General features: G+C 46.0%; 19 protein-coding genes and 1 tRNA gene. 8 read left to right on the forward strand and 12 right to left on the reverse strand.

What is annotated here, in order from left to right; translation table 11 throughout:
• The first annotated feature begins 140 nt into the window (after positions 1 to 140).
• A complete protein-coding gene (locus IUA53_RS07235) occupies positions 141 to 731 on the forward strand; it encodes an acyl carrier protein phosphodiesterase (protein ID WP_196898916.1) in 591 nt (196 codons plus the stop codon).
• Here IUA53_RS07235 and IUA53_RS07240 read toward each other — a convergent pair.
• Positions 728 to 1,660 (reverse strand): LysR family transcriptional regulator, encoded by a 933-nt coding sequence (locus IUA53_RS07240; RefSeq protein ID WP_196898918.1) that lies wholly within the window; start codon positions 1,658 to 1,660, stop codon positions 728 to 730. The two genes, IUA53_RS07235 and IUA53_RS07240, sit on opposite strands and share 4 nt — an antisense overlap.
• A gap of 110 nt (positions 1,661 to 1,770) precedes the next feature.
• Between IUA53_RS07240 and IUA53_RS07245 the strand changes: the two genes are divergently transcribed.
• The gene (locus tag IUA53_RS07245; protein WP_196898921.1) at positions 1,771 to 2,796 is read left to right on the forward strand and encodes a zinc-binding alcohol dehydrogenase family protein; all 1,026 of its coding nucleotides are present in this window, start codon (positions 1,771 to 1,773) and stop codon (positions 2,794 to 2,796) included.
• Between the two features lie 77 nt (positions 2,797 to 2,873).
• On the opposite strand, the gene IUA53_RS07250 is transcribed toward IUA53_RS07245, so the two are convergent.
• The 7 genes from IUA53_RS07250 to IUA53_RS07280 all read right to left on the reverse strand — a co-directional run bounded on the left by IUA53_RS07250 (position 2,874) and on the right by IUA53_RS07280 (position 11,397).
• Positions 2,874 to 4,622, reverse strand: coding sequence for a flotillin family protein (locus IUA53_RS07250; RefSeq protein ID WP_196898924.1), 1,749 nt, complete (start codon positions 4,620 to 4,622; stop codon positions 2,874 to 2,876).
• Between the two features lie 16 nt (positions 4,623 to 4,638).
• Positions 4,639 to 5,259: an OB-fold-containig protein gene (locus IUA53_RS07255; protein ID WP_196898926.1), complete on the reverse strand. Its 621-nt coding sequence runs from the start codon at positions 5,257 to 5,259 to the stop codon at positions 4,639 to 4,641.
• A 120-nt stretch (positions 5,260 to 5,379) separates the two neighbouring features.
• Positions 5,380 to 6,129 (reverse strand): hypothetical protein, encoded by a 750-nt coding sequence (locus IUA53_RS07260; RefSeq protein WP_196898929.1) that lies wholly within the window; start codon positions 6,127 to 6,129, stop codon positions 5,380 to 5,382.
• 95 nt (positions 6,130 to 6,224) lie between these two features.
• Positions 6,225 to 8,222: an alkaline phosphatase gene (locus tag IUA53_RS07265; protein ID WP_196898931.1), complete on the reverse strand. Its 1,998-nt coding sequence runs from the start codon at positions 8,220 to 8,222 to the stop codon at positions 6,225 to 6,227.
• Between the two features lie 13 nt (positions 8,223 to 8,235).
• Positions 8,236 to 9,819 (reverse strand): alkaline phosphatase, encoded by a 1,584-nt coding sequence (locus IUA53_RS07270; RefSeq protein ID WP_044057429.1) that lies wholly within the window; start codon positions 9,817 to 9,819, stop codon positions 8,236 to 8,238.
• Positions 9,820 to 10,119: 300 nt separating this feature from the next.
• Complete coding sequence (gene lpxH / locus IUA53_RS07275; protein WP_044057428.1) at positions 10,120 to 10,848, reverse strand: UDP-2,3-diacylglucosamine diphosphatase; 729 nt, start codon at positions 10,846 to 10,848, stop codon at positions 10,120 to 10,122.
• Between the two features lie 57 nt (positions 10,849 to 10,905).
• The gene (locus IUA53_RS07280; protein ID WP_044447856.1) at positions 10,906 to 11,397 is read right to left on the reverse strand and encodes a peptidylprolyl isomerase; all 492 of its coding nucleotides are present in this window, start codon (positions 11,395 to 11,397) and stop codon (positions 10,906 to 10,908) included.
• Between the two features lie 161 nt (positions 11,398 to 11,558).
• Here IUA53_RS07280 and cysS point away from each other — a divergent pair, with 161 nt between their 5' ends.
• A complete protein-coding gene (cysS, locus tag IUA53_RS07285; protein ID WP_044057426.1) occupies positions 11,559 to 12,941 on the forward strand; it encodes a cysteine--tRNA ligase in 1,383 nt (460 codons plus the stop codon).
• A 37-nt stretch (positions 12,942 to 12,978) separates the two neighbouring features.
• On the opposite strand, the gene IUA53_RS07290 is transcribed toward cysS, so the two are convergent.
• The 3 genes from IUA53_RS07290 to gloB form a co-directional block, all read right to left on the reverse strand.
• Complete coding sequence (locus IUA53_RS07290; protein ID WP_044447854.1) at positions 12,979 to 14,037, reverse strand: hypothetical protein; 1,059 nt, start codon at positions 14,035 to 14,037, stop codon at positions 12,979 to 12,981.
• A gap of 5 nt (positions 14,038 to 14,042) precedes the next feature.
• Positions 14,043 to 15,704: a lytic transglycosylase gene (locus IUA53_RS07295; RefSeq protein WP_196898933.1), complete on the reverse strand. Its 1,662-nt coding sequence runs from the start codon at positions 15,702 to 15,704 to the stop codon at positions 14,043 to 14,045.
• Between the two features lie 64 nt (positions 15,705 to 15,768).
• On the reverse strand, positions 15,769 to 16,560 hold the full coding sequence (gloB, locus tag IUA53_RS07300; protein WP_196898935.1) for a hydroxyacylglutathione hydrolase: 792 nt from the start codon (positions 16,558 to 16,560) through the stop codon (positions 15,769 to 15,771).
• 86 nt (positions 16,561 to 16,646) lie between these two features.
• Here gloB and IUA53_RS07305 point away from each other — a divergent pair, with 86 nt between their 5' ends.
• Positions 16,647 to 17,501, forward strand: coding sequence for a methyltransferase domain-containing protein (locus IUA53_RS07305; RefSeq protein ID WP_044057423.1), 855 nt, complete (start codon positions 16,647 to 16,649; stop codon positions 17,499 to 17,501).
• 68 nt (positions 17,502 to 17,569) lie between these two features.
• Here IUA53_RS07305 and metG read toward each other — a convergent pair whose 3' ends face one another.
• On the reverse strand, positions 17,570 to 19,597 hold the full coding sequence (gene metG, locus IUA53_RS07310) for a methionine--tRNA ligase (RefSeq protein WP_196898937.1): 2,028 nt from the start codon (positions 19,595 to 19,597) through the stop codon (positions 17,570 to 17,572).
• A 107-nt stretch (positions 19,598 to 19,704) separates the two neighbouring features.
• On the opposite strand from metG, the gene apbC reads away from it, so the two are divergent.
• The 4 genes from apbC to IUA53_RS07330 all read left to right on the forward strand — a co-directional run bounded on the left by apbC (position 19,705) and on the right by IUA53_RS07330 (position 23,182).
• Positions 19,705 to 20,808: an iron-sulfur cluster carrier protein ApbC gene (apbC, locus tag IUA53_RS07315; RefSeq protein WP_196898939.1), complete on the forward strand. Its 1,104-nt coding sequence runs from the start codon at positions 19,705 to 19,707 to the stop codon at positions 20,806 to 20,808.
• 93 nt (positions 20,809 to 20,901) lie between these two features.
• Entirely contained in the window at positions 20,902 to 21,495 is a 594-nt protein-coding gene (gene dcd, locus IUA53_RS07320) for a dCTP deaminase (protein WP_196898941.1), read from the forward strand.
• A 99-nt stretch (positions 21,496 to 21,594) separates the two neighbouring features.
• Positions 21,595 to 23,007 carry an SLC13 family permease gene (locus IUA53_RS07325; RefSeq protein WP_044057419.1) on the forward strand — a complete coding sequence of 471 codons (1,413 nt, stop codon included), beginning with the start codon at positions 21,595 to 21,597 and terminating at the stop codon, positions 23,005 to 23,007.
• Between the two features lie 98 nt (positions 23,008 to 23,105).
• Positions 23,106 to 23,182 (forward strand) — tRNA-Pro (locus tag IUA53_RS07330).
• The last annotated feature ends 86 nt before the right edge of the window (positions 23,183 to 23,268 follow it).

Here is a 23,268-nt window from a genome sequence, read left to right on the forward strand (position 1 = left end):
ACTGCAAAACCAGTTGAAGTGGGTGTCTTTATAGGGGAGGTCTGTGGGTGTCTTGTTAGAGGAAAAGTGTGGGTGTCTTTATAGAGGGTATGGGGTAGCGTGGGGATTGCTTTCTAGCTTGTTTTGCTCATACTAAGGGGATGAATTATTTAGCGCATTTATATTTATCTCAGCCGACAGTAGATTCTCATTACGGTAATTTGCTTGGTGATTTCAGAAAGGGTGTTAATGTGGCTGCGTTACCGTTTAGTGTGCAGCAAGGGCTTCAAAACCATTATTTGGTAGACAGATTTACCGATAGCCACCCTGAGGTAATGGCCGCGAAGCAAGTGTTTCCGAAAAGTCAGCGACGGTTTGCTCCCGTGGCATTAGACATGATTTTCGATCATTTTTTAATAAAAAACTGGTCATCCTATAGCAGCATCACGTTTGATGATTTTTGCTACCGAAGCTTTAATCTTTTGCGTGAAGGTATGCCGGCTATGCCTGTCCCCATGCAGCGAACAGTTAGCCATATGATAGAGCATCACTGGTTTAATAGTTATGCCAGTTTTGATGGCATTACTTATGCTATCACACGGGTAGCAAACAGCATTCGTTTTGCCAATCAGTTTGCCCGTAGTGTGGATACGCTAGGTGCGCAATACTCCTTGTTAGAAGCGCAATTTCGTCACTTTTTTCCCGCGTTAATTGACCATGTCAATGCACATGCGATTGAGGAAGGCATTTAAATCCGCGCTTTTTCTATAATGTTGGCCTGAACCAGTGCGTGTAATTTTGCCTGGCATTTCTCCCTTAAGGTGTCTCTTAACAATCTCACCGCTGGCGTAATGCTTTGTCTGCTGGGGCAAATCAACCATAGTTGAGTGGGCTTTGGGATATAATCTGGGAGTAAGGACACTAATCTCTTCTCCAGTAAATCGTCGCAAACATCCAAGCTTGATTTCACGGCAACACCTTTGCCCGCCACGCACCAGCGCCGAACCATATCGCCGTCATTAGAGGCTCGATTGCCTGACATTTTTATTTTCACTGGCTGATTGTCGTGCTCAAATGCCCAATCGTTATAGACAATATCGTGTAACTGATAAAACAATCCGTTATGCCCTCGCAAATCATTCAACGTGGTAGGCTTGGGATGTTGTTGTAAATACGTGGGGGAGGCAATTAGCGTGCGCGGAACTTCACACACTTTAAAGCCATATAAATTTGTGTCGTTTGGTGAGCCATAGCGCAATGCTATGTCTACGGGATCCCGGTAAAAATCGACATTACTATCAGAAAGGTGAAGTTTTACCTTTACATTGGAGTGCTGTTGAATAAATTCATCCAGCCAGGGTGCAATAACATTACGTCCTAAATCTGAAGATAGCCCAAGGCGCAGCTCACCTTCAATATTGTCTGCGTCTTCCTGCAAATTCATTTTAGCCCCTTCGAGCATGTCTACGGCTTGCTCACAAACAGGAAGGTATCGCTCTCCCGCAGTCGATAATCGAAGTGAGCGGGTGGTACGTATAAATAGGTCGAAACCTAATTGGCTTTCCACCCGCTTAATTGCAGCACTTGCCGTTGCTGTGCGCATATCTAAGCTAGCCGCAGCTGCAGTAATACTGCGAAAATCAGCCACTTTTATCACAACCTGTAAATCTTCTAATAGCATTTATTATCTAAAAGTTTTTGAAAATGTTTCTTTCATTGTGCGGTTTAAGAATAAAGTGTCAATGTTATTATTAACCTAGATTTCTCTACTTACTTTAAAGGATGCTCATTATGAAAGCGGTTGGATATACATCGTCACTTCCTATTAGCCATAGCGATGCGCTAAAAGATATTGAACTCGATAAGCCAGCGCCTTCGGGTCGAGATGTGCTTGTTAAAATAAGTGCAATCGCCGTAAACCCTGTGGATTACAAAATTCGTCAACGGGTGTCGCCCGAGAAAGGGGCTAGTAAAGTACTAGGCTGGGACGCGGTTGGCGAAATTGTGGCAGTGGGTAGCGAGGTTCAACAGTTTAATGTAGGCGATCGGGTATTCTATGCGGGTGATTTAACCCGTCAGGGCTCGAACGCTGAATATCAGCTTGTGGATGAACGCATTGTAGGTAATGCGCCAAGTAGCTTGTCAGATAGTGACGCAGCAGCATTACCGCTAACCACAATCACCGCATGGGAATTGGTCTTTGAGCACTTGGAAATTAAAAAGCAGCCGGTGGGTAAGGTTGAAAAAACCGACGATCTCGTATTGGTTGTTGGAGCAGCCGGTGGTGTAGGTTCAGTTATGTTGCAATTGCTAAAGCAACTTACGGGGGCTACCGTTATTGCTACGGCTTCTCGCGATAGCTCTAAAGCGTGGGTAGAACGCTTAGGTGCAGATTACGTGGTGGATCACAGCCAACCACTTAGCGCCCAAATTAAAGGGCTAGGGCTTGGTGAAGTCACCCATGTGGCAAGCTTAAACAACACCGACAGTTACATAGACACTTACGTAGATGTAATGAAGCCTATGGGCAAAATTGCTCTTATTGACGACCCTGAATCGTTAGATGTTAAAAAGCTAAAACAAAAGAGTATATCGCTGCATTGGGAGTTTATGTTCACCCGTGCCATGTTTGCTACTGCTGATATGCAAGAACAAGGGCGTCTATTAACAGAAATGGCATCGCTTATTGATAAGGGATGCATTAACACCACAGTGGGTAAGCACCTAGGAAAAATTAACGCGGAAAACTTAATGGCCGCCCATCGGGAATTAGAGTCTGGTACGGCGATTGGGAAAATAGTGTTAGAAGGTTTTTAAGCTGAATAGCGTGGCGGCTTGCGCTAATAAATGCGCAAACCGCCTAGTTCAATGGCCCGTGTAAATACATAAGCCGTTTAACTGGGCTTTGCTGCGCCATTGGATTTTGACTCGCCAGTGGAGGAGTTAGCCCCTGTAACCTTAGGCATTACCGAGCTATTACCGGTGATAAGGTCATCGAGTGTTCCTTTTTCACTGTCCACGAGCCCCACTTCACGTAGCATGGCATCTACAACGGGGGCATTAGCACGATAACTTAGCGCAGCCTGAGTGACTTGTTCAGCTAACCCGCCTTGGCTGCCACTTGCCACTGTTTGCCCATTGGTTGTACTTGCGTTTTGCCCATAGCCTTGCAGTATTTTAATCCCTTCAATATTCTGAAGTGGTTTAACTGCATGTTCCACGAGTTCTGGTAACACTTTCAACATGGCTAGTGCTTTTTGTAATTCTATTTGTTCGTCTTTAAGGGTGTTTTCAGCTTCGTAAAGAGCTTGTTTACCGGCTGCTTCCACCGCAAGAACTTTCTCATCGGCTTCAGCCTGCAGCATCTTGGCATCGGCAGCGGCTTTGGCTTCTGTCAGTATGGCTTCAGCACTGTTTTCTGCGGCTTCTTTTTTCGCCTCAGCTTCAACAGTAATGCCTACCGCCTCACGCTCAGCTTCCTTGCGGGCGTCTATTACTTCAATTTGCTTTTTACGCTCAGCTTCGGCCACCATTTTAGCTGTGGTTACCGCTTCTACTTTCTCAACTTTACCTTTTTCAGCTTCCGCCGCTTTTGCCCGCGCAGCTGATTCTTCTTCAGACTTATTGGCAACCGCTATTTGTTTAACTTGTTCGGCAACTTCCACTTCTTGCTGCTGACGAATACGCGCTTGCTCTAAAGCTTGGCGTTTAGCAATCTCTTGAGTTTCAATTTCCCGTGATTTTTCTATTTCTGCCGCTTCAATAGCGCGGTCTTTCGCAATTTCTGCTTCGCGCTCTTCACGTTCTTTGTTTTCCCGCTGTTTTGCAATTTCCGCTTTTTGCTCTTGGCGCTTAAATGCCAGTATTTGTTCTTGGGTTAAACGCGCTTCTTCTTCATCCCGTTTTACTTCTAGGGATTGTTTTTCTGCTGCTAAATTTCGCTGTTCAATTAAAATACGATTTTCTTGCTGAATGTCATTGGTTTCTTTGCGCTTTTCTTCAATGATCTTCGCTAAGCGTGCGCGACCTTCTGCGTCGAATGCGTTATTTTCATTAAAGAAATCTAAGTCGGTTTGGTCAAAGCCCGTTAAGCTTACAGACTCTAGTTCTAATCCATTCTTTTCCAGGTCATTTGCCACACTTTGCTGTACTTTTTGCACAAAATCGGCACGCTGTTCGTGCATTTCAGTCATGGTCATCTCTGCTGCCACGGCGCGAAGCACGTCAACAAACTTAGATTCCATCAACTTTTTCACTTCTTCAGCTCGGGTGGTGCGTGTTCCTAATGTTTGCGCCGCCATTGAAATACCCGCGGCGTTTGGCGCTACCCTTAAATAAAAGTCAGCTTTAACATCTACACGCATGCGATCCTTTGTAATTAGGGCGTCTTTTTGTATTTTTTCTACTTCAATACGCAGGGTATTCATGTTTACAGGAATAATTTCATGCACAACAGGAAGCACAAGTGCACCGCCATCTTTAATCACTTTTTCTCCGCCTAGCCCCGTACGTACAAAGGCTGTTTCTTTGGTGGCGCGAGTGTAGAGCTTGGCGAAAATTAAGCCAATGGTGATCAGGGTAACGACAACAATGCCGGCAATAAATAGTATCGATGATAAGTTTGATGTTTGAATAGTATCCATACGTTTTCTCTTTTAATTATTGATATCGAGTGGCTAGCCAGCTGTGTGGCGTCTTTTTCACTAAAATGACCCGTTCGCCGCGGTCAAATAGCTCTTTTTCTTCAAAGGGTTCGACAAGCACATAGTGAGGCTGTGCGTAATTATCGGTGAATTTCGCCTCGGCTGGGTTTCCCCGCGATGCGCATCCTATCGTGATATGTGCTACAGCGCCCACAAAGTCATCATTGTTGAGTGCAGAAGACTGCATTTTTGGCAGCAACTTCGCCACACCTATGCTCAATTTTGACGTAGCGAAAAGACTACAAACAGTGGCAAATATGATAGAAATCCACGAGGGGAGGGTAAATTGCAAAAGTGAATGGGTAGCCGCGTTAAGTAAGAACCCGAGTAAACCGAAAAGAGATAGAAAGCAGACTAGCCACACCAGTAATGGCACTTTATCGATATTTAGCCAGTTGCCTATAGCAAGTAGGGAGGAGCCATCTATTTCTACATTAGCAACAGGGGAGTCATCTAGTAAGCCTAAAGCACTTATACCAAATAATAGAAAGGTAAGCTCAAGCGTAAACAGAATCACCACAATAAATAAAGCGACGCTAAACCAATAATTAGCATCGCTTAGCAAAATTTCCAACATACGCTACACCGTCCCTGATGATCATTTAAAATGTCTAAATAATGTATAACATATATTAGACAATTGCGTATAAAAAACGCTAGGCAAAAGGACAGTTTTATTCGTTATTTATACTTTCGTCTAGTGTTTGTGTTGCCCTTCAATCGCATGTCCATCTTGATGGTAAAAGCCTGACGCGCCTGCCTCAATGAAACCTTGGTTAACCATTTTCGTGAGAAAGGGGTCGGTATGATCGTCACCAATATCAGCATAATCAGTGGACTGATATGCCTCGCGCTCTGCGAAAAAGGCGTGGGTGTCTAGTTTTTCTTTGTCTGGGTGTGCTAGTGAGGTGAGGCGCCATTCTCGCTTCATACCCTTAGCTTCAACCTGAAAGTCTTTAATCAACCGAAAAGCCGGTAGCCAAGTTAGCGTAATATGCTGAGCTTGGTCGTTAAGCGTCATTTTTACTTCCGTGTTGCAGCCTTCACCCACGGTTTCTTGTTCAACCATCTTAGCCAGCACCCCGTCACTGATTAATTGGTAGCGATAAGAGAAATCTTTCTCTACCTTACCGTGGATGCGCTCGTTTGGTTGGTACTCAATGGCGCGATTGTGGCCATCAAAATAGCGCACGGCTTTAATGTGGGTGTCTCTTATAAGCTGCCAAGTTTCAGTAATGTTAGTTTGTGGGTACTGATGTGCCACTTTGTTCCCATCGCGCCAAAGCATTAGGGTGGTGGCTGGTGATTCGCTGTTGCCTCTGGTGGTTGTCACCTGGTAAGTGGCTTTTAACGATTGTGAACTTAGTGTGCAGCCAGTATCGGCCTTGGCGGTTTTCATTGCTGTCACGCTAAATATAGCAATAAGTAATAGAGAAAAACGTTGCATTGTAAACTCCAAAAATAGTGGGAGCCGTAGGCCCCCACTGTCGTTCTTCTTTCGATGAACTCGTGTTACATTTATTGTTGTTGGTACAGTGAGTGTTATTCAACTACGCTATCGGCATCGCTCACGAAGTCTGCTGCAAAATCCATAACATGGAAAATGACGCTTTGTTCGTTAGTACCGTTAACCAAAAATGCACCAGGTCCTTTTGCATATATGCCCACATCTTCACCAGAGTGAGTTTCTGAACCTAGCGGAATAAGCGCTTCTTGGTGATACCCTGGCGTTGTAGTATCAACATCGGTAATGTCTTTTCGGCCCGTATCAGCGGCTTCAAGATAAGACGCATCAGAGTTGGTTTCGTCGCCGAGGTTTCTGTAGCCCAAACCATTGGTGTAACCTAACGTAGTGTAAGGTGTACCGTCTGATGCCGTTGCAGCATCTTCTTCACCTACATTAACCACTTTACCTAAGATGGGGTTACCACGTTTAGGGTAGCCGGCTATGGTAAACACGTGACCGTGGTCAGCCGTAACGATAATCAAGGTGTCTGAATCGTCAGTAAGTTCGTCGGCTTTGGCAACAGCTTCAGCAAACGCCATGGTATCGTGCAATGCGCCATAGGCGTTACCCGCATGGTGAGCGTGGTCTATGCGGCCAGACTCAACCATAAGGAAGAACCCTTCGTCGTTGTTATCCAGAATGTTGATGGCGGTTTCGGTCATTTCTGCAATAGAAGGTTCCCCCGCGATGTCGTTACCGCGATCAGCTTCATATTGCATGTGCGACTCGTTGAATAAACCAAACAAGCGTTCAGTGGTTTCAGTATCTACCCCGTCAAAGCCGCTTTGGTCATAAACGTATACACCATTGGTGTACATGCTTTGCCATTCAGTGACAAGGTTACGACCATCGGTTCTATCACCTTCGGTAGAACTTGCAGCATCTGGGCTGTTTGCTGACGCATCATTCGGTAAGAAATGGCGACGTCCGCCACCCATGACAACTTCAATGCCGTCTATATCTAAACCGGTATAACTCGCTTCAAGATTAGATTCAAAATTAACCAGTTGATCAGCAATGTCTTCACAGCCGGCGGTTACCGCATCTTCTGGCATATCAGAAATGTCTTCCCAGTTTCTGTCAGCCGATTTTGCATAGGTTGCTGCTGGTGTTGCGTGGGTAATGCGGGCGGTTGAAACAATGCCCGTAGACTTACCTGCAATTTCCGCTAACTCTAACGCAGTGACTAACTCGTTACCGCTTACAGTAGAACATTCGCCGCGCTCAATATCTTCATCTACACCAATAACGCCCACGTCGGTTTTAATACCGCTCATCATTGCTGTCATGGTGCCTGCAGAGTCCGGCGTTTGCGCATCTACGTTGTAGGTTTTAGATAAACCAGAGAAGGGGAATTTGTCGAAGCTTAATTGATACTCTTCACCGTCTAGGCCGTTCATCTGACCTTCTAAAATACGCGCTGCGGTAACGGTAGAAATACCCATGCCGTCACCCACAAAGAGAATGACGTTCTTCGCGGTACCACGAAGGCTTTCTGCAAGCGCTTGAGCGTCGTCAGTGGCCACGGCCTGTACGCTCACATTGTTCACGCTGGTGGTACTCACCGTACTGGTACCGGTGGCTTGCATCCATACCTGCTTGTTATTTTCTACTTCTGCCTGCGCACTAACAAACCAATCGTTGTTTAGGCTCGTCAGTAACTCGCCGGTGGCAACTTGTGACACGCCCGGCGCGCACACGTAGTTAGTATCGGTAATTTCATCATCACCTAAAACTCCATCGCCATTGGTGTCTAAGCCTGAGTCAAAACGTACACCGCTATTGGGGCAGTTTTCGTTGCCCACCTCTAAACTGGTTTGCACCGTTAAACTGTTAGCACCGTTTGAGCCGTCTTGCCCATCACTGCCATCTGCACCGTCGTTGCCATCAGAGCCGTCTGCGCCATCTGAGCCGTCTGCGCCATCAACACCGTTTACACCATCGACACCGTCAGAGCCATCGTCGCCTTCTAAAAAACATCCTGATAGGCCAGCTACAGCAATTGCAATAATACTTAATTTAAAAAGGTTCATTGTTCTTCTCCACTTATTCGTTGATCAGGCCAAGGGCTTGGTTAATGAGGTGGAAAACAACGTTTTGTTCTACCACGCCTTGTGCTAGTTGGCTGCCTGGCCCAGTTGCGTGAAGTGCGATATCTTCACCAGAATGGGTTTCAGAAGACAAAGGAATAAGCGCTTCTTGGTGATACCCTGCTGTGGTGGTATCAACATCGGTTAAATCAACACGACCTGCGGCAATATCCAAGCCGTAAGCCACATCTGAATCTGTTTCGTCTCCCAGGTTTTGGAAGCCTCTACCGTTGGTGTAGCCTAGTGTTGTGTACGGTGTGCCATCAGACGCTGTTGCTGGCTCTTCTTCACCTACATTAACCACTTTTCCTAGTATTGGGTTACCGCGTTTAGGGTAGCCAGCAATCGTAAATACATGGCCATGGTCGGCAGTAACTAAGATAAGGGTTTCTGATGGGTCGGTATTTTCTACCGCCGCGGTTACCGCAGCTTCAAACGCAAGCGTGTCTGTGAGCGCGCCGGCCGCATTGCCAGCGTGGTGAGCATGGTCAATTCGCCCGGATTCAACCATTAGGAAAAAGCCGCTGTCGTTGTTATCTAGAATATTGATAGCGGTTTCGGTCATTTCTGCAATAGAAGGCTCGCCAGCAATGTCATTTTCTCTGTCGGCTTCGTACTGCATGTGCGACTCGTTAAACAAGCCAAACAAGCGCTCGGTATTTTCGGTGTCAATAGCATCGAAACCTGTTTCATCGTACACGTATACGCCGTTGCTATAGGTGTCTTGCCATTCAGTCACAAGGTTTCTACCGTCGGTACGATCGCCCTCTACATCGCTTGAAGCATCTGGGCTGTTGGCTGAAGCGTCATTGGGTAAAAAGTGGCGTCTGCCTCCACCCATGGCTACGTCGATGCCATCAATATCAACGCCGGTGTAACGTGCTTCAACAAAACGCTCGAAGTTAACAAGTTGGTCGGCAATATCCACACAACCTTCAGACACTGCGTCTTCAGGCATATCTGAAATGTCTTCCCAGTTTCTGTCAGCCGATTTTGCATACGTCGCAGCGGGCGTCGCGTGGGTAATACGTGCCGTTGATACGATACCTGTAGAAAGGCCACGAATTTCCGCTAATTCTAATGCGGTGATAACTTCGTTCCCCTCTACAGTTGCGCATTCTCCGCGCTCAATGTCTTCATCTACACCGATAACACCCACATCGGTTTTAAGGCCCGACATCATAGCGGTCATGGTACCCGCTGAATCAGGGGTTTGCGCGTCAACGTTATATGTTTTAACAAGCGCGGTATGAGGAAAGGTTTCAAAAGAGAGATAGCCTTCCTCGCCCATGTTTCCTTCAAGTTGCCCTTTGTGTATGCGTGCAGAGGTAAGGGTAGACACACCCATTCCATCGCCAACAAAAAGAATCACATTCTTCGCTTTAAACTGGTTGTTAGTAGCAAGCTTTTCTAATAGTTGTGCTTGTGCGTCTGTATACCATGCGCTGTCTGTTTGATTCGCAGGTAGCACGTCGGCGTGCAAACCAGACGATACCGCAAGTGCTATTGCACCCAGTGTCGCTTTCCAAGTACGAGTCATCGTTTTTTCCTACTTGTTATTAAGTTGGTAGAAGGTTTCTGTTACTTTTTTAAGACATAACAAGCCATTGATAATGATAACTATTATCAAAAAATTGGCTCTTTCTTTACAATAGGGAGGGAAAGTGACGATTATTTGACAGTTATATTAACTCAAATTTATGTTTTGAAATTGCGGAGTGAATTAACTGAAATTAGAAAAATTTGTAGTTAAACATCATTGAGTTGGGGAACTGACAAGGGAAATAAAATACATTTGTTAATTTTTCGTGACAGTGAATGATGGACTAAGTATCAGATATTATTGGTTAAATTTGTTATGTTGTAACATAACTTCTTTTGGGGATACCTTCAGAATACTACCTTGGTCATACCAATCACCCAATACGATTCTAGTGGCAGGTTTTCCATTCACCGTGAGTGAATGAATGTTCGGGCGATGGGTATGCCCGTGAATGAGTCTTTGCACACCATGACGCTGCATGGCCTTTTCAACCTCTAGGGGGGTGACGTCCATAATTTCAGGCTTAAGACCTTTTTGTTTCTCCTTGCTTTCTTTTCGGCCATTTTCAGCGACTCTACGTCGGTACCAAAGCGGTAGCGCCAGCATCAGCCTTGGCCACCACCAACCGCGGGATTTCTTTCTAAATTTTTGATAGGCCACGTCGCGTGTGCACAACTCATCTCCATGGGTCAAAAGCGTAGGGGTGCCGTAGAGATCGACCACCGTCTGCTCTTTAAGTAGCGACATGCCGGCTTTCTTCAACCAAGCCTCGCGAATAGCAAAGTCGCGGTTTCCGTGCATGAAATAAACAGGGCAGTGCTGGCTTACCTCATGAAAGGCGGCAGCAATGGCGGTATTAAAAGGTGTAATGTCATCATCGCCTATCCATACTTCAAATAGATCACCAAGAACATAAAGGGCGTCTGCTTGTTTGGCGTCACGGGACAGAAAGTTAAGTAAACACTCTGTGATGTCGGGGCGGTCGGCACTAAGGTGTAAATCGGCAATAAAGTAAGTAAATGACATATAACACTGCTAGCGTAGAAATTGGCTGCTTTGAAGAAAAGCAGCCAAGAAAGAAAATTAAGCGATGATGGCTTTTTCGATGATAACGGGTTCAACAGGTACGTCTTGGTGATAGCCGCTTGAACCGGTTTTTACGCTTTTAATTTTCTCTACTACGTCCATGCCTTCGGTAACTTTACCGAATGCGCAGTATCCCCAGCCGTTAACGCTTTCACTGGTGTGATTGAGAAAATCATTGTTATTAACGTTAATGAAAAACTGCGCGGTAGCTGAATGAGGGTCGTTAGTACGCGCCATGGCAATGGTGCCTTTTTCATTTGCTACGCCGTTGTTCGCTTCATTTTCGATAGTGTCTTTAGTGTCTTTTTGATCCATATCTACAGTGAAACCACCGCCTTGAATCATGAAACCCTCAATAACACGGTGGAAAATGGTGTTGTCGTAAAAGCCGTCTTTTACGTACGATAAAAAGTTTTCTACTGTTTTAGGGGCTTTATCTTCAAAAAGTTCTAAGGTGATGTCACCAAAGTTTGTTTTAAAAGTAACCATGTTTGTTTGTCCTGATTAACGAAAAAGTCTTCATTAACACATGGTAACGCAAAACACGTAATTCGGGAAAGCGTGATGTTAAAAAGCCATGCAAAGTCTTACCATTTCAATGCGTACAGTGATAAACTTTGCGGCCAAATTTTACTAAGGAAACGATAATTATGCTGCATTTATACAATACCCGAACCCGAGAAAAAGCGAAGTTTGTTCCGCTTGAAGAAGGGAAAGTGGGCTTGTATGTGTGTGGAATTACCGTTTATGACCTTTCTCATATGGGGCACGCGCGCACGTATTTAAGCTTCGACGTGTTGGTTCGTTATCTGCGCCATTTAGGTTACGACGTAAAATACGTGCGTAACATTACTGATATCGACGACAAAATCATTGCCCGAGCGAATGACAACGGCGAGTCGTTTGAAGCACTCACTGCTCGCACTATTGCGATGATGCATGAAGACTTTGCCGCCATAAACTTAACAGAACCGGACGTAGAGCCTACCGTTAGCGGCCACATGGACGAAATTATTGCCATCATTGAGCGTTTGGTTGAGAAAGGTTTTGCCTATCAAGCCAGCAGCGGCGACGTGCTGTTCGACGTGAGCAAATTCCCTGAGTACGGCAAACTAAGTAAACAAGACTTAGATCAATTAAACTCAGGGGCGAGAGTTGAAGTTGCTTCAGGCAAAGATGACCCATTAGATTTCGTTTTATGGAAAACCGCTAAACCGGGTGAACCTGCATGGGCGTCACCGTGGGGCGAAGGGCGTCCTGGCTGGCACATTGAGTGTTCTGCCATGAATCACAAGCACCTAGGTGCGCATTTTGATATTCACGGTGGCGGCTCAGATTTGATATTTCCACACCATGAGAACGAAGTGGCACAGTCATGCTGCGCGTACGACACACCTTACGTGAACGTGTGGATGCACGCAGGTATGGTGCAGGTGAACGACGAAAAAATGTCGAAGTCGTTAGGTAACTTTTTTACCCTAAGAGATGTGCTAAAAGAGCATGATGCAGAAACGTTACGCTTCTTTTTAATGTCGGCACATTACCGCAGCCAGCTAAGTTATTCTCAAGATAACATTGTTCAGGCTAAAGCGGCACTAGAGCGCTTATACACGGCATTACGTGGGGTTGTGATAGATGAGACTACCGAACTAAGTTACGGCGGTTACCTGCAAAGGTTTGAAGGGGCAATGAACGATGACCTAAATGTGCCAGAGGCCTTTTCCGTGTTGTTTGATGTGGCCCGTGAAATTAATCGCCAAAAAGACAACGCCGCGGAAGCCAGCAAGCTAGCCTCTGTGCTTAAAGGGCTTGGCGGTATTTTAGGCATGTTGCAAAGTGACCCTGATACTTACTTAAAAGGTGGGCAAGGTGACGATGATGAAAGCGCAGAAATTGAAGCCTTAATTAAACAGCGCAACGATGCCCGTGCTGCAAAAGATTGGGCGGCGGCGGATGCCGCTCGCGATGCACTCACTGCGAAAGGGATTGTTCTTGAAGATGGTGCAGGTGGCACAACATGGCGTAAAGCGTAGCCACCGCCTATTCCCCGCACAATCAACCAGCCGCCAGCTATTTAGCTGGCGGTGTTGGTTTTGGCGCTCGGGGTGGCGTAGACGAGGGGACTGCCGATTCTTTTTCCATGAGTTGCGACTTCCAACGCTGCTGTGCAACGTGAGATTTCACTAGCTCTAAACATTCATTAATAACATCCAGCACTTCTTTATCTAATGCGTCGGCGGTGGGGGTGTAATCGTGCATACCCACCGACATAAAGTGATCAATACGCTGAGCATCTAAATCGCTGAGTAAATTCACCAGCGACATCGTCACAATGTCTGTTACCGATTCTTCTAACGTGTTTTCTATGGTTTTACCTATCACCGGTAAATAGTTAAGTGTGGACACTTGCGCATTGCTACGTACAGCCTTACCCACGCTTTTTCGAACATGTTCTCGAATCACCTGCCCATGTTCCTGACTACTAATAGACTGTCCTAAGTGATTCACCACCCCCGCCAACCATTGTGTAATAACAGGGCGGCGTGGTGCTAATACATTGTGGGTAATGTCGTCAACTAAGGGTGAACCCGCCGCAATATCTTTTTGAGCATCACTGAGCACCTTAACAACAATACGATCGCTAAGTTCTTCTACAAAAACGTCGTAGTAAAACGCAAAAAATCGAAATATTGCAGTTTGGTTTAAGTCGATAATTTGGAATTTGTGCAACCGATGCAAAATTGAAAATATGCGTAAAAAACGAAATAGCCGCGTTGCGCCAAGGGGAATAAGGCCCACTAAGTCGTACCAATGTAAGAAAGGAAAAAAGTACCAGCGAAGGTGCTCTTTACGCGCAATAGCCACAGCCCATCGAAAGCAAAACTCGGTAAGAAAAATGCCTATAAAGACTAAATCTACCAGCAAAAAGTTATGGTGAATGGGATCGTATGCGTTAACCAGCGCAGGGAAGTAGGTATTAATTTGGGCGTAAATGAAGTCAGTAGCGTAAAGGGCATCGAAAATTAGCCATGCTAGGTTCACAAACAAAACCCCTAGCATGACTAAATCTAAAATTAACCAGGGAGTTTCATGGCTATTGCGTAAATTTTCCCGGTTAATTTTAAGCATACTTGTTACCCTGTACTGTCTAGCCTAGTGACGTCTACAAATAACTTGAGCTTTTGCCCCGGTTGTAAGTAGCGTTTGCTATTGATGTTATTCCATTTACTAATGTCATTTATACGAACATTGAACTTTGATGCAATGCGCGATAACGAATCACCGTTTCTTACGGTATAGGTTAGCTGCTTAATAATGGCATCACTGTTCTTACTTGCTGGCGCGTCTTGCCAAACCACCAAGGTTTTGCCAAGTTTCAGCATGTCGTTTGGCGCCATGCCATTCCAGCTCGCGAGCTTCTTTGTGGATACTTTATACTTACGCGCAATGTCCCACAAGGTATCACCAGATTTTACGGTATGGGTAATTTTATGTGCGCTGCGCTTCGTATTTTGGGTAGCTGCTAGCCGTTCACCTTGGCTTAGTGAATATGCATCAAGCGCTTTAAGCGCCACGGGCACCATAATAGCTTGCCCTACACGTATGGTATTAGATTTAAGTTCGTTTACCTGCTTAACCACGTTAACGGTAGTATGATACTTACTGGCAATTTCGCTTAAGCTGTCGCCCGATTTTACGGTATAGCGCACCCAGTTTAGGCGGTCGTTACGGTCAATCTTGGCCAATGCATCAGCAAAAGTACTGGCTTTATCTAATGGGAGTACAAGCCTGTGAGGCCCCTCAGGCGACGTTGCCCAGCGATTAAAACCTGGGTTCAAGGCGTGAAGCTCTTTTAGCGACATGCCTGCAAGGTCGGCGGCAAATGCCAAATCAACCTGAGAGCCTATGTCGACAATATCAATAACGGCCACATTTTCTACTTCTGGCCATGCATAAGCGTAGGTATCGCGATTTTTGAGAATATCGGCTAGCGCCAGTAACTTTGGCACATAGGCACGGGTTTCTCTGGGTAAGCGCAGGTTCCAAAAGTCGGTAGGTTTACCCGCTTTTTTGTTTGCGCGAATGGCTTTAGAAACACGGCCTTCACCACTATTATACGCCGCTAGGGCATGTAACCAGTTACCATCAAACATGTTGGCAAGGTAGGTAAGGTAATCTAGCGCACCTTGGGTTGAGGCAACCACATCTCGACGGCCGTCGTACCACCAGGTTTGTTCCATTCCAAAACGTTTGCCTGTACCGGGAATAAATTGCCACATACCGGCCGCTCGGCCATGTGAATAGGCAAAGGGGTCGAATGCGCTTTCTACTATGGGCAGAAGTACCAGCTCCATAGGCATATCCCGCTTTTCTATTTCATCTACAATGTAATAAAGAAACGGCTGCGCACGCGTTACCACACGCTTCATGTATTCTGGGTGCTTTAAGTACCAGTTTCTTTGTGATTCTACACGCTTATCGTCAGGAATATGAAAACGTAAGCCATCACTTACCCGTTGCCAAACGTCGGTGATCACCGCTTGGGTTTCAATATTTTGTGTGTCTACGATTTCTTGGGCTTCATCGAGCAAGGCATCGTTTGGGTGCACAACTTCAATCACACCATCGCGGGCTATTTCGCAATCGCTTATCGCTTCTTCTGTGGTATGTAATTCATTGCACGACGCCAAGGCCTGGTCGTTCGTGCTGGATTCTAGGGTTTGTTCATCCGTGATCTGACACCCGCTTAGCCCCACGGCTAAAACCAGGGGAGACAAAACAAACTTCAACTGCATTATGAAGAAACCTCTCAGCGTTTGAGCAAACCGCGTATTCTACTTATAAACGAAGCAATTTGCATTAAAACTCATCTTTCCAACGTCTTACCGCAGTAAACACGGCAACATCGTCCTGTAATGTTTTTTCGCAATAGGCTTCGGCAGCGGTTTTTACTGAAAGTTCATGTGCGCGTAAAAAAGGGTTAATATTTTTCTGTTCTTTTAATGTTGAGGGAAGAGTGGGTAAGTTAGCCTCTCTTTGTTGCTTTGCCCAATGTTGGTAATCGTTGAGTGCTTGATTCTCTTTTTCTACCGCTTGTGCAAAGCTAATGTTAGCTAACGTATATTCATGGGCGCAGCACACCAAGGTATCGTCGGGTAAGCGTTTTAGCTTATTTAGTGAATGGAGCATTTGTTCTGGAGAGCCCTCAAACAAACGCCCGCAACCTGCCGAAAATAAGGTGTCACCACAAAACACAATGCCATGGCCAAAAAAGGCGATGTGGTCTAATGTATGCCCCGGCACTTCCATTACTTGAAAGTTAAGCGAGAGTACAGGCAGTTGCACAGTATCGCCCTGAGATACCGATTTAGTGATGCCACGAATGTGGTTACCCCTTGGGCCTATCACGGGCATACCTGGGTTGGCTGATACAAGTTTAGCAATGCCGCCTGTGTGGTCGTGATGATGGTGGGTGATCAAAATCGCTTTTAACGCCAGTTGGTGCTTTTTCAAAAACGCCAAAACGGGCTCGGCATCGCCGGGGTCTATCACAATGGCATCGTGAGTATTGTGAAGACACCAAATGTAGTTATCGGTGAAGGCTTCAATAGGAACGAGTGAAATACCGCTGGGAAGAACGTCAGTTGTCATGGCGCACCTGCTTGTGTAGGTATAATTATGCGATACTATAATAACTTGTAGTACGTAGAGCAACCTTAGGGCACGCTAAGTTTAATATGAAATCTGCATTTCGTCACGAGGCACCACGGTATCCAAGCAGTTGGACAGACTTTCCTGCTGGCCCGCAAATACAGCAAGCCGTCACCCAAGTGTGTGACGACTACACTCAGCGCATTTTTGGCTATCACTTCGTTAAGTTAGGCGCGCTGAGTGCGCAAATTCCTTTAAACCAAAGCCCTATTCGGCATGTGGTCAATCAAGTGCCCAGCGAAACCCATGTTACAAGCAGCCTCGCGTTTAACCAACGTGCCAGCGAACAAGATGAAGACACCACCAGCACCGCCTATGAAAATGGACAGTCACCTTTTTCTTCATCGTACGTGATTGGACAGTCACACATATTACCGTTCGCCGAAAACAGCATAGACGGGTTTCTTCTGGCCAATGAATTAGACTTCGCACAAGACCCCCATGAAATTTTACGTGAAGTGGATAGAACCATTACCCAAAGTGGCTATGTGATTATTAGTGGCTTTAACCCGTTAAGCTTGGCCGGTATGGCGAAAATATTGCCAGTGAAACGTGATAATTTGCTGCACGATGCACGTTTTTTTACCTCGTTTAGAATTCGAGATTGGTTACAATTGCTGGGGTTTGAAATTGTAGAGCAACGGCAAATTATGTTTTCAACGCTATTCTTCCAGCCTCGTTGGCAGTATTCTGAACGCATTCAGCAGTATTTGTCTCGCTATCTGCCTTGGTGCAGTGCCGCTTACGTTATTTTGGCACGCAAACGGGTATTTCCTATGACGGCTATTCGCCCTAAATTAAAATTAAAGCCCCGCTTCTCTGCGGTAGGTGCTGCAAGCGCCAGAACACCGTCTTACCGCTCAGCCAAATTGAGCAAATAACACATTAGGAAATAAAAAAGCCACTAACAGGTAGCTGTCAGTGGCTTTGTATTCGAACAAGTAGGGGGCTACTTAACGCGCATCCCCGGTTTTGCACCTTCGTGTGGCTCTAGAATGTAGAGTTCGTCACCACCAGGGCCTGCGGCTAGCACCATGCCCTCGGATAAGCCGAAACGCATTTTACGAGGCGCAAGGTTGGCTACCATCACAGTATGCTTACCAATCAGTGCTTCTGGTGAATACGCCGATTTAATTCCAGCGAAAACCTGTTTAGTCTCACCACCTAAATCTAGCTCTAATCGCAGTAGCTTATCGGCTTTTTCTACGTGTTCAGCTTTGGCGATGCGGGCTATACGTAAATCGACTTTGGCAAAATCCTCAAAGCTGATGGTATCACTAATAGGGTCTTTGCCTAGTGGGCTATTAGGGTCGATTGCTGGTGCTTGGGGTTCAAGGCTTTCTTTGGAATCTTCAACCATGGTGTCTATTTTCTCCATTTCTACACGTTGCATCATTGGCTTAAATTTATTGATGCTGTGACCGGTAAGGACGGTTTGCAACGACGCCCAATTAAATTCGTCGTTAAGGAAGCCTTCCGCTTTTTCAGCAAGTACCGGTAATACTGGCTTCAAGTAAATAACCAACATGCGGAACATGTTAATACCCAATGAACATACATCGTGGGTGAACTGCTGTTTGGATTCATCTTTAATAGTAACCCAAGGTGCATTGTTGTCGATAAATTGGTTGGCTTTATCGGCTAGAGCCATAATTTCACGAACCGCTTGGTGATATTTTCGCTTTTCATATAAGGCGGCTATATTGTCTGCGGCCTGTTGAAACTCAGCCATTAGTTCAGGCTCAACAATGTTGTCTGAAAGCTTACCGTCAAAACGCTTGGTTATAAAACTGGCACAACGGCTAGCAATATTAACGACCTTACCCACAAGGTCTGAATTTACCTTTTGTGCAAAATCGGTAAAGTTTAAATCGATGTCAGTAACACTGTCACTTAGCTTAGAGGCAAAGTAATAGCGTAGGTATTCCGGGTTCAGGTGATCTAAGTAAGTGCGGCCTTTAATGAAGGTGCCACGGGACTTAGACATTTTCTTACCATTAACGGTAACGAAACCGTGTATATTCACGCCAGTAGGCTTGCGGTATCCCGCGCCTTCTAGCATGGCAGGCCAAAATAGGCAGTGAAAATAGGTGATGTCTTTACCAATAAAGTGGTAAAGCTCGGTATCGGCACCTGCTTTCCAGAAATCATCAAATTCTAAGTTGTTTTGATCACAGAAATGCTTAAAGCTGGCCATGTAACCTACAGGTGCATCTACCCACACGTAGAAGAACTTGTTGGGTGCACCAGGAATTTCAAAGCCAAAATAAGGTGCGTCTCGGCTAATGTCCCATTGCTGAAGACCTTCTTCAAACCATTCCTGCAACTTATTGGCCATTTCTTCTTGTAGCGCACCAGAACGGATCCAGCCTTTTAGCATGTCTTCAAACTTCGGTAAGTCGAAGAAGAAGTGTTCCGATTCTTTAAGTACTGGCGTGGCGCCTGATACCACACTGCGAGGCTCTTTCACTTCGGTGGGGCTGTAGGTAGCGCCACACACATCGCAGCTGTCGCCGTTTTGATCTTCCGCACCGCAGCTAGGGCAGGTACCCTTTACAAAACGGTCGGGTAAGAACATTTCTTTTTCGGGATCGAACAGTTGGTTGATGGTGCGCTTGCTAATATAACCAGCATTATCTAAACGTGTGTAAATATCTTCACACAACGCTTTGTTTTCTGGCGAATGCGTCACATAGTAGTTGTCGTACTCAACATGGAAGTCGAGTAAGTCTTGGTGATGCTCGGCGCGGGTTCTTGCCACCATTTCTTCTGGTGTAATGCCCAGCTCCTGCGCTTTAAGCATAACAGGAGTACCGTGTGCATCGTCGGCACAAACACTGTAACATTCGTTTCCACGAAGACGCTGAAAACGTGTCCAGATGTCGGTTTGAATATGTTCAAGCAAATGACCTAAATGAATAGAGCCATTGGCATATGGCAACGCACTGGTCACCAGAATGCGGCGTTTTTCTGACATAATGACGTATTGATTCTTTGCGTTTCAAAATGGCTGCAAATACTAGCGGAAATCCGCATTTTTTGCATTACGTAATTCACTTTAATACACACAAGATAGGAAGTTGTATGTTCTTTTCCAAAAAAGGGGCAGGATTAGCGGGTAAAGTTGCTGAAGTTTTAGCCGCCTATTTCAGTTTAACCGCTAAAGATACCCAACCTTGGTGTAGCGAAGAAAAAAACGATAAGGGTGTACAAATAACTATTACCTTGCCGTTTTGTGCAAAAAGCCAGTTTTCGAATATTGAACAACACCTCATTGCCGCCCTAAAAGGTAAGCTTAAGCAAGGGCAATTACATATTCGCCAACATATAGACAGCCATGTTACCCACGTAGAGCCCGTGACCAATATTAAGAATGTGATTGCCGTGGCAAGTGGGAAAGGAGGAGTAGGGAAGTCGACCACCAGTGTTAACCTAGCCTTTGCCCTTATGCAAGAAGGCGCAAGAGTGGGCATTCTAGATGCTGACATTTATGGCCCTTCTATTCCTATTATGTTGGGTAACGACGGTGAGCACCCAGAAAGTAGCGACAACAAACACATGCAGCCTTTGCGCGCTCATGGCATGGTGGCTAATTCCATTGGCTATTTAGTGCCGCAAGAAGATGCAGCTGTATGGCGTGGGCCTATGGCAAGCCGCGCTTTAAAGCAGCTGCTTGATGAAACCCTGTGGCCCGTTTTGGATTATCTTATTGTGGATATGCCGCCGGGCACCGGCGATATTCAGTTAACCATGGCGCAGCAAGTGCCCTTAAGCGCCGCGGTTGTGGTAACCACGCCGCAAGACTTAGCGCTCGCTGACGCGCAAAAAGGCATTAGTATGTTCGAAAAGGTGAACGTGCCTGTGCTGGGGCTTATCGAAAATATGAGTTATTACCAGTGCCGAGCTTGTGGCACCAAAGATTATATTTTTGCCAAAGATGGCGGCGAAGCATTGGCACAGCGTCATGGATTGCCACTGTTAGGGCAACTGCCCCTCGATGTAGGCATTCGCGAACATGCAGATGCAGGCACGCCGCTATTACTTAGCGAACCTGAAAGCCCGCTTTCGGTTAGCTATAGAGAGGCGGCTCGGGCAATGTCGATGCAACTGGCGCTTAGCGTTGAAGTACGTTCCGACGGTAAAAAGCACTTGCGTGGTGACCCTATTGGTATTGTGGGCAAATCCTAAGATTATCAAAATACTAAAAAGCAATAGCGAATCAGTTGATTGGCTAGCGCTACATACGCATAATAGCGGCCTATTGACATAAGGAAGACCACCATGCGTTTGTGCGATCGCGATATTTACCAACATCTTCAAGATGGTAAAATTACCATTGACCCCATGCCAGATTACGACCAAATCAGTGGCGTAACTGTAGATATTCGTCTTGGTAACAAGTTTCGCGTATTTGAAGATCACCAAGCGCCCTATATCGATTTAAGTGGCCCTAAAGCGCAAGTACAAGAAGCGCTTGATCATGTAATGAGCGATGAAATAGCGCTTCCTGAAGGCAAAGCATTCTTCTTACACCCTGGAGAGCTTGCCCTAGCGATAACCCATGAGTCGGTGACCTTGCCAGACAATATAGTTGGCTGGTTAGATGGGCGCTCTTCATTGGCAAGGCTAGGGCTAATGGTGCACGTAACTGCACATAGAATTGACCCCGGTTGGGCGGGGAATATTGTTTTAGAGTTTTATAACAGCGGTAAATTACCCTTGGCGCTAAAACCTAAAATGAAAATAGGGGCGTTGAGTTTTGAGGTGTTGTCGAACCCGGCTGAAAAGCCCTATAACGCGCGTGTAGATGCCAAATACAAAGGGCAAGACGGCGCAGTGGCTAGCCGCATTTCTTCCGACGACCAAGAAAAATAAAATGTAAATTCAACATCATGGCGTGCGTTTCTCGCCATTTGCTGGTAGAAAATATAAAACAATAACAATTATATTTTCGTTCAGCATAAGGGAAGCGCAATGCAAAAGCCCGCGACCAAGAAAAATACTATAATATTCTTCGCGTTTTTGTCATCGTTGGTACTCGGTGGCGTGCTTTACGTGATGAATCAACCCAAAGATATTATCTTTACCGCAGCAATTACCTTGTTCGTTGCGGTGCTTTGGGTTACCGAAGCGTTACCCATCCCCGCCACCTCGGTTATTCCGTTCGCCGCTTTTCCGTTGTTTGGTGTAATTAGCCACACTGAAGCGGCCTCGTCGCTTGGCAGCCACGTTATCATGTTGCTAATGGCAGCGTTCATGTTGTCGAAAGCACTAGAAAAAGCTAATTTACACAAACGCTTTGCCATCTACATGTTACGGGTAACAGGGTCGGGAAGCCCCCTTAAAGTGATTTTAGGCTTCATGATGACCACCGCCGTGCTGAGTATGTGGATCAGCAACACCGCCACAATTCTCATGATGTTACCTATGGCTATCGCCATTATTAATGCCTTGGATAACCCCAGGTTTGGTGTAGCGCTTATATTAGGCATAGCCTACGCTGCCAGTTTGGGCGGCGTAGGTACGCCCATTGGCACGCCGCCCAATATCATCTTTATGAGCGTTTACGAGGAAACCCAAGGGGTGGAATACAGTTTCATTGAGTGGATGAAAACCGGCATTCCTATTGTGATTGTGGCTATTCCTGTTATGGCACTGTGGTTGGCTCGCGGCATTAAAACCGTTGGCAATATAGATTTGCCCGAGCCAGGGCACTGGACAAAAGCCGAAAAGCGGGTACTCGCCATATTCGGCACGGTGGCCCTGGCGTGGATTTTTCGACCCTTTTGGACGGCATGGCTAGGTATTACCACCATTAGCGACAGCACTATTGCTGTAGCAGGTGTTGTTGCCATGTTTTTGGTAAACAGTGGCAACGATAATGGAGAAGTAGACGCCAAAGGCAACAATGAAAAACTACTCGATTGGAAAACCGCCAACGACATACCTTGGGGAATGCTACTGTTGTTTGCGGGCGGCATTTGTATTGCGAAAGCGTTCATGGCATCGGGTTTAAGTGTAGTCATGGGCACTTGGCTTACTGGCCTTTCCACATTACCGGTACTGCTATTAATGTTGTGTATTTGCTTGTTTGTGACCTTTTTAACCGAAATTACGTCGAACACGGCCACATCAACCTTACTTATGCCTATTTTGGCCGCTGCCGGCCTTGCCGTAGGCGTAGACCCTAAATTGCTGATGATTCCTGCCGCCATTAGCGCCAGTTGTGCATTTATGCTACCCGTGGCCACTGCGCCCAATGCCATTGCCTATTCCACCGAAAAGTTTGATATAAAAACCATGGCCAGAGAAGGGATTGTGCTTAATGTGTTAGTGGCAGTGGTGGTAACGATCGTGTGCTACGTAACGTTAGGTTTATCTGCTTAAAACAAAGAGTTGGTTAGCAATTGAGCGCTTAGCCGTGCTTTTTAGCAAATATCGTTGCAATGTGGAAAAAATTGAGTAGACTTGTCGGCTCTTTCGGTCGGTGTGTAGCGCAGCCTGGTAGCGCACTGTCATGGGGTGTCAGGGGTCGGAGGTTCAAATCCTCTCACACCGACCAACTTCTCTGGCTCTACCCCATAAACGGGGGATAAGCATTCACCTTACCCTATTGATAACACCATCCCATCCACAATGGGTCATCAC

Origin of the sequence: Alteromonas sp. B31-7, assembly GCF_015767655.1 — a bacterium.
Classification (GTDB): Bacteria; Pseudomonadota; Gammaproteobacteria; order Enterobacterales; family Alteromonadaceae; genus Alteromonas; species Alteromonas australica.

What these genes read in the sequence shown, in the direction of transcription:
- IUA53_RS07260 (WP_196898929.1), bottom strand. Translation starts at nt 6,129, where the DNA reads ATGCAACGTTTTTCTCTATTACTTATTGCTATATTTAGCGTGACAGCA.
- IUA53_RS07235 (WP_196898916.1), top strand. Translation starts at nt 141, where the DNA reads ATGAATTATTTAGCGCATTTATATTTATCTCAGCCGACAGTAGATTCT.
- IUA53_RS07255 (WP_196898926.1), bottom strand. Translation starts at nt 5,259, where the DNA reads ATGTTGGAAATTTTGCTAAGCGATGCTAATTATTGGTTTAGCGTCGCT.
- IUA53_RS07295 (WP_196898933.1), bottom strand. Translation starts at nt 15,704, where the DNA reads ATGCAGTTGAAGTTTGTTTTGTCTCCCCTGGTTTTAGCCGTGGGGCTA.
- IUA53_RS07265 (WP_196898931.1), bottom strand. Translation starts at nt 8,222, where the DNA reads ATGAACCTTTTTAAATTAAGTATTATTGCAATTGCTGTAGCTGGCCTA.
- IUA53_RS07305 (WP_044057423.1), top strand. Translation starts at nt 16,647, where the DNA reads ATGAAATCTGCATTTCGTCACGAGGCACCACGGTATCCAAGCAGTTGG.
- IUA53_RS07290 (WP_044447854.1), bottom strand. Translation starts at nt 14,037, where the DNA reads ATGCTTAAAATTAACCGGGAAAATTTACGCAATAGCCATGAAACTCCC.
- lpxH (WP_044057428.1), bottom strand. Translation starts at nt 10,848, where the DNA reads ATGTCATTTACTTACTTTATTGCCGATTTACACCTTAGTGCCGACCGC.
- IUA53_RS07270 (WP_044057429.1), bottom strand. Translation starts at nt 9,819, where the DNA reads ATGACTCGTACTTGGAAAGCGACACTGGGTGCAATAGCACTTGCGGTA.
- IUA53_RS07325 (WP_044057419.1), top strand. Translation starts at nt 21,595, where the DNA reads ATGCAAAAGCCCGCGACCAAGAAAAATACTATAATATTCTTCGCGTTT.
- IUA53_RS07240 (WP_196898918.1), bottom strand. Translation starts at nt 1,660, where the DNA reads ATGCTATTAGAAGATTTACAGGTTGTGATAAAAGTGGCTGATTTTCGC.
- dcd (WP_196898941.1), top strand. Translation starts at nt 20,902, where the DNA reads ATGCGTTTGTGCGATCGCGATATTTACCAACATCTTCAAGATGGTAAA.
- cysS (WP_044057426.1), top strand. Translation starts at nt 11,559, where the DNA reads ATGCTGCATTTATACAATACCCGAACCCGAGAAAAAGCGAAGTTTGTT.
- IUA53_RS07245 (WP_196898921.1), top strand. Translation starts at nt 1,771, where the DNA reads ATGAAAGCGGTTGGATATACATCGTCACTTCCTATTAGCCATAGCGAT.
- IUA53_RS07250 (WP_196898924.1), bottom strand. Translation starts at nt 4,622, where the DNA reads ATGGATACTATTCAAACATCAAACTTATCATCGATACTATTTATTGCC.
- IUA53_RS07280 (WP_044447856.1), bottom strand. Translation starts at nt 11,397, where the DNA reads ATGGTTACTTTTAAAACAAACTTTGGTGACATCACCTTAGAACTTTTT.
- gloB (WP_196898935.1), bottom strand. Translation starts at nt 16,560, where the DNA reads ATGACAACTGACGTTCTTCCCAGCGGTATTTCACTCGTTCCTATTGAA.
- apbC (WP_196898939.1), top strand. Translation starts at nt 19,705, where the DNA reads ATGTTCTTTTCCAAAAAAGGGGCAGGATTAGCGGGTAAAGTTGCTGAA.
- metG (WP_196898937.1), bottom strand. Translation starts at nt 19,597, where the DNA reads ATGTCAGAAAAACGCCGCATTCTGGTGACCAGTGCGTTGCCATATGCC.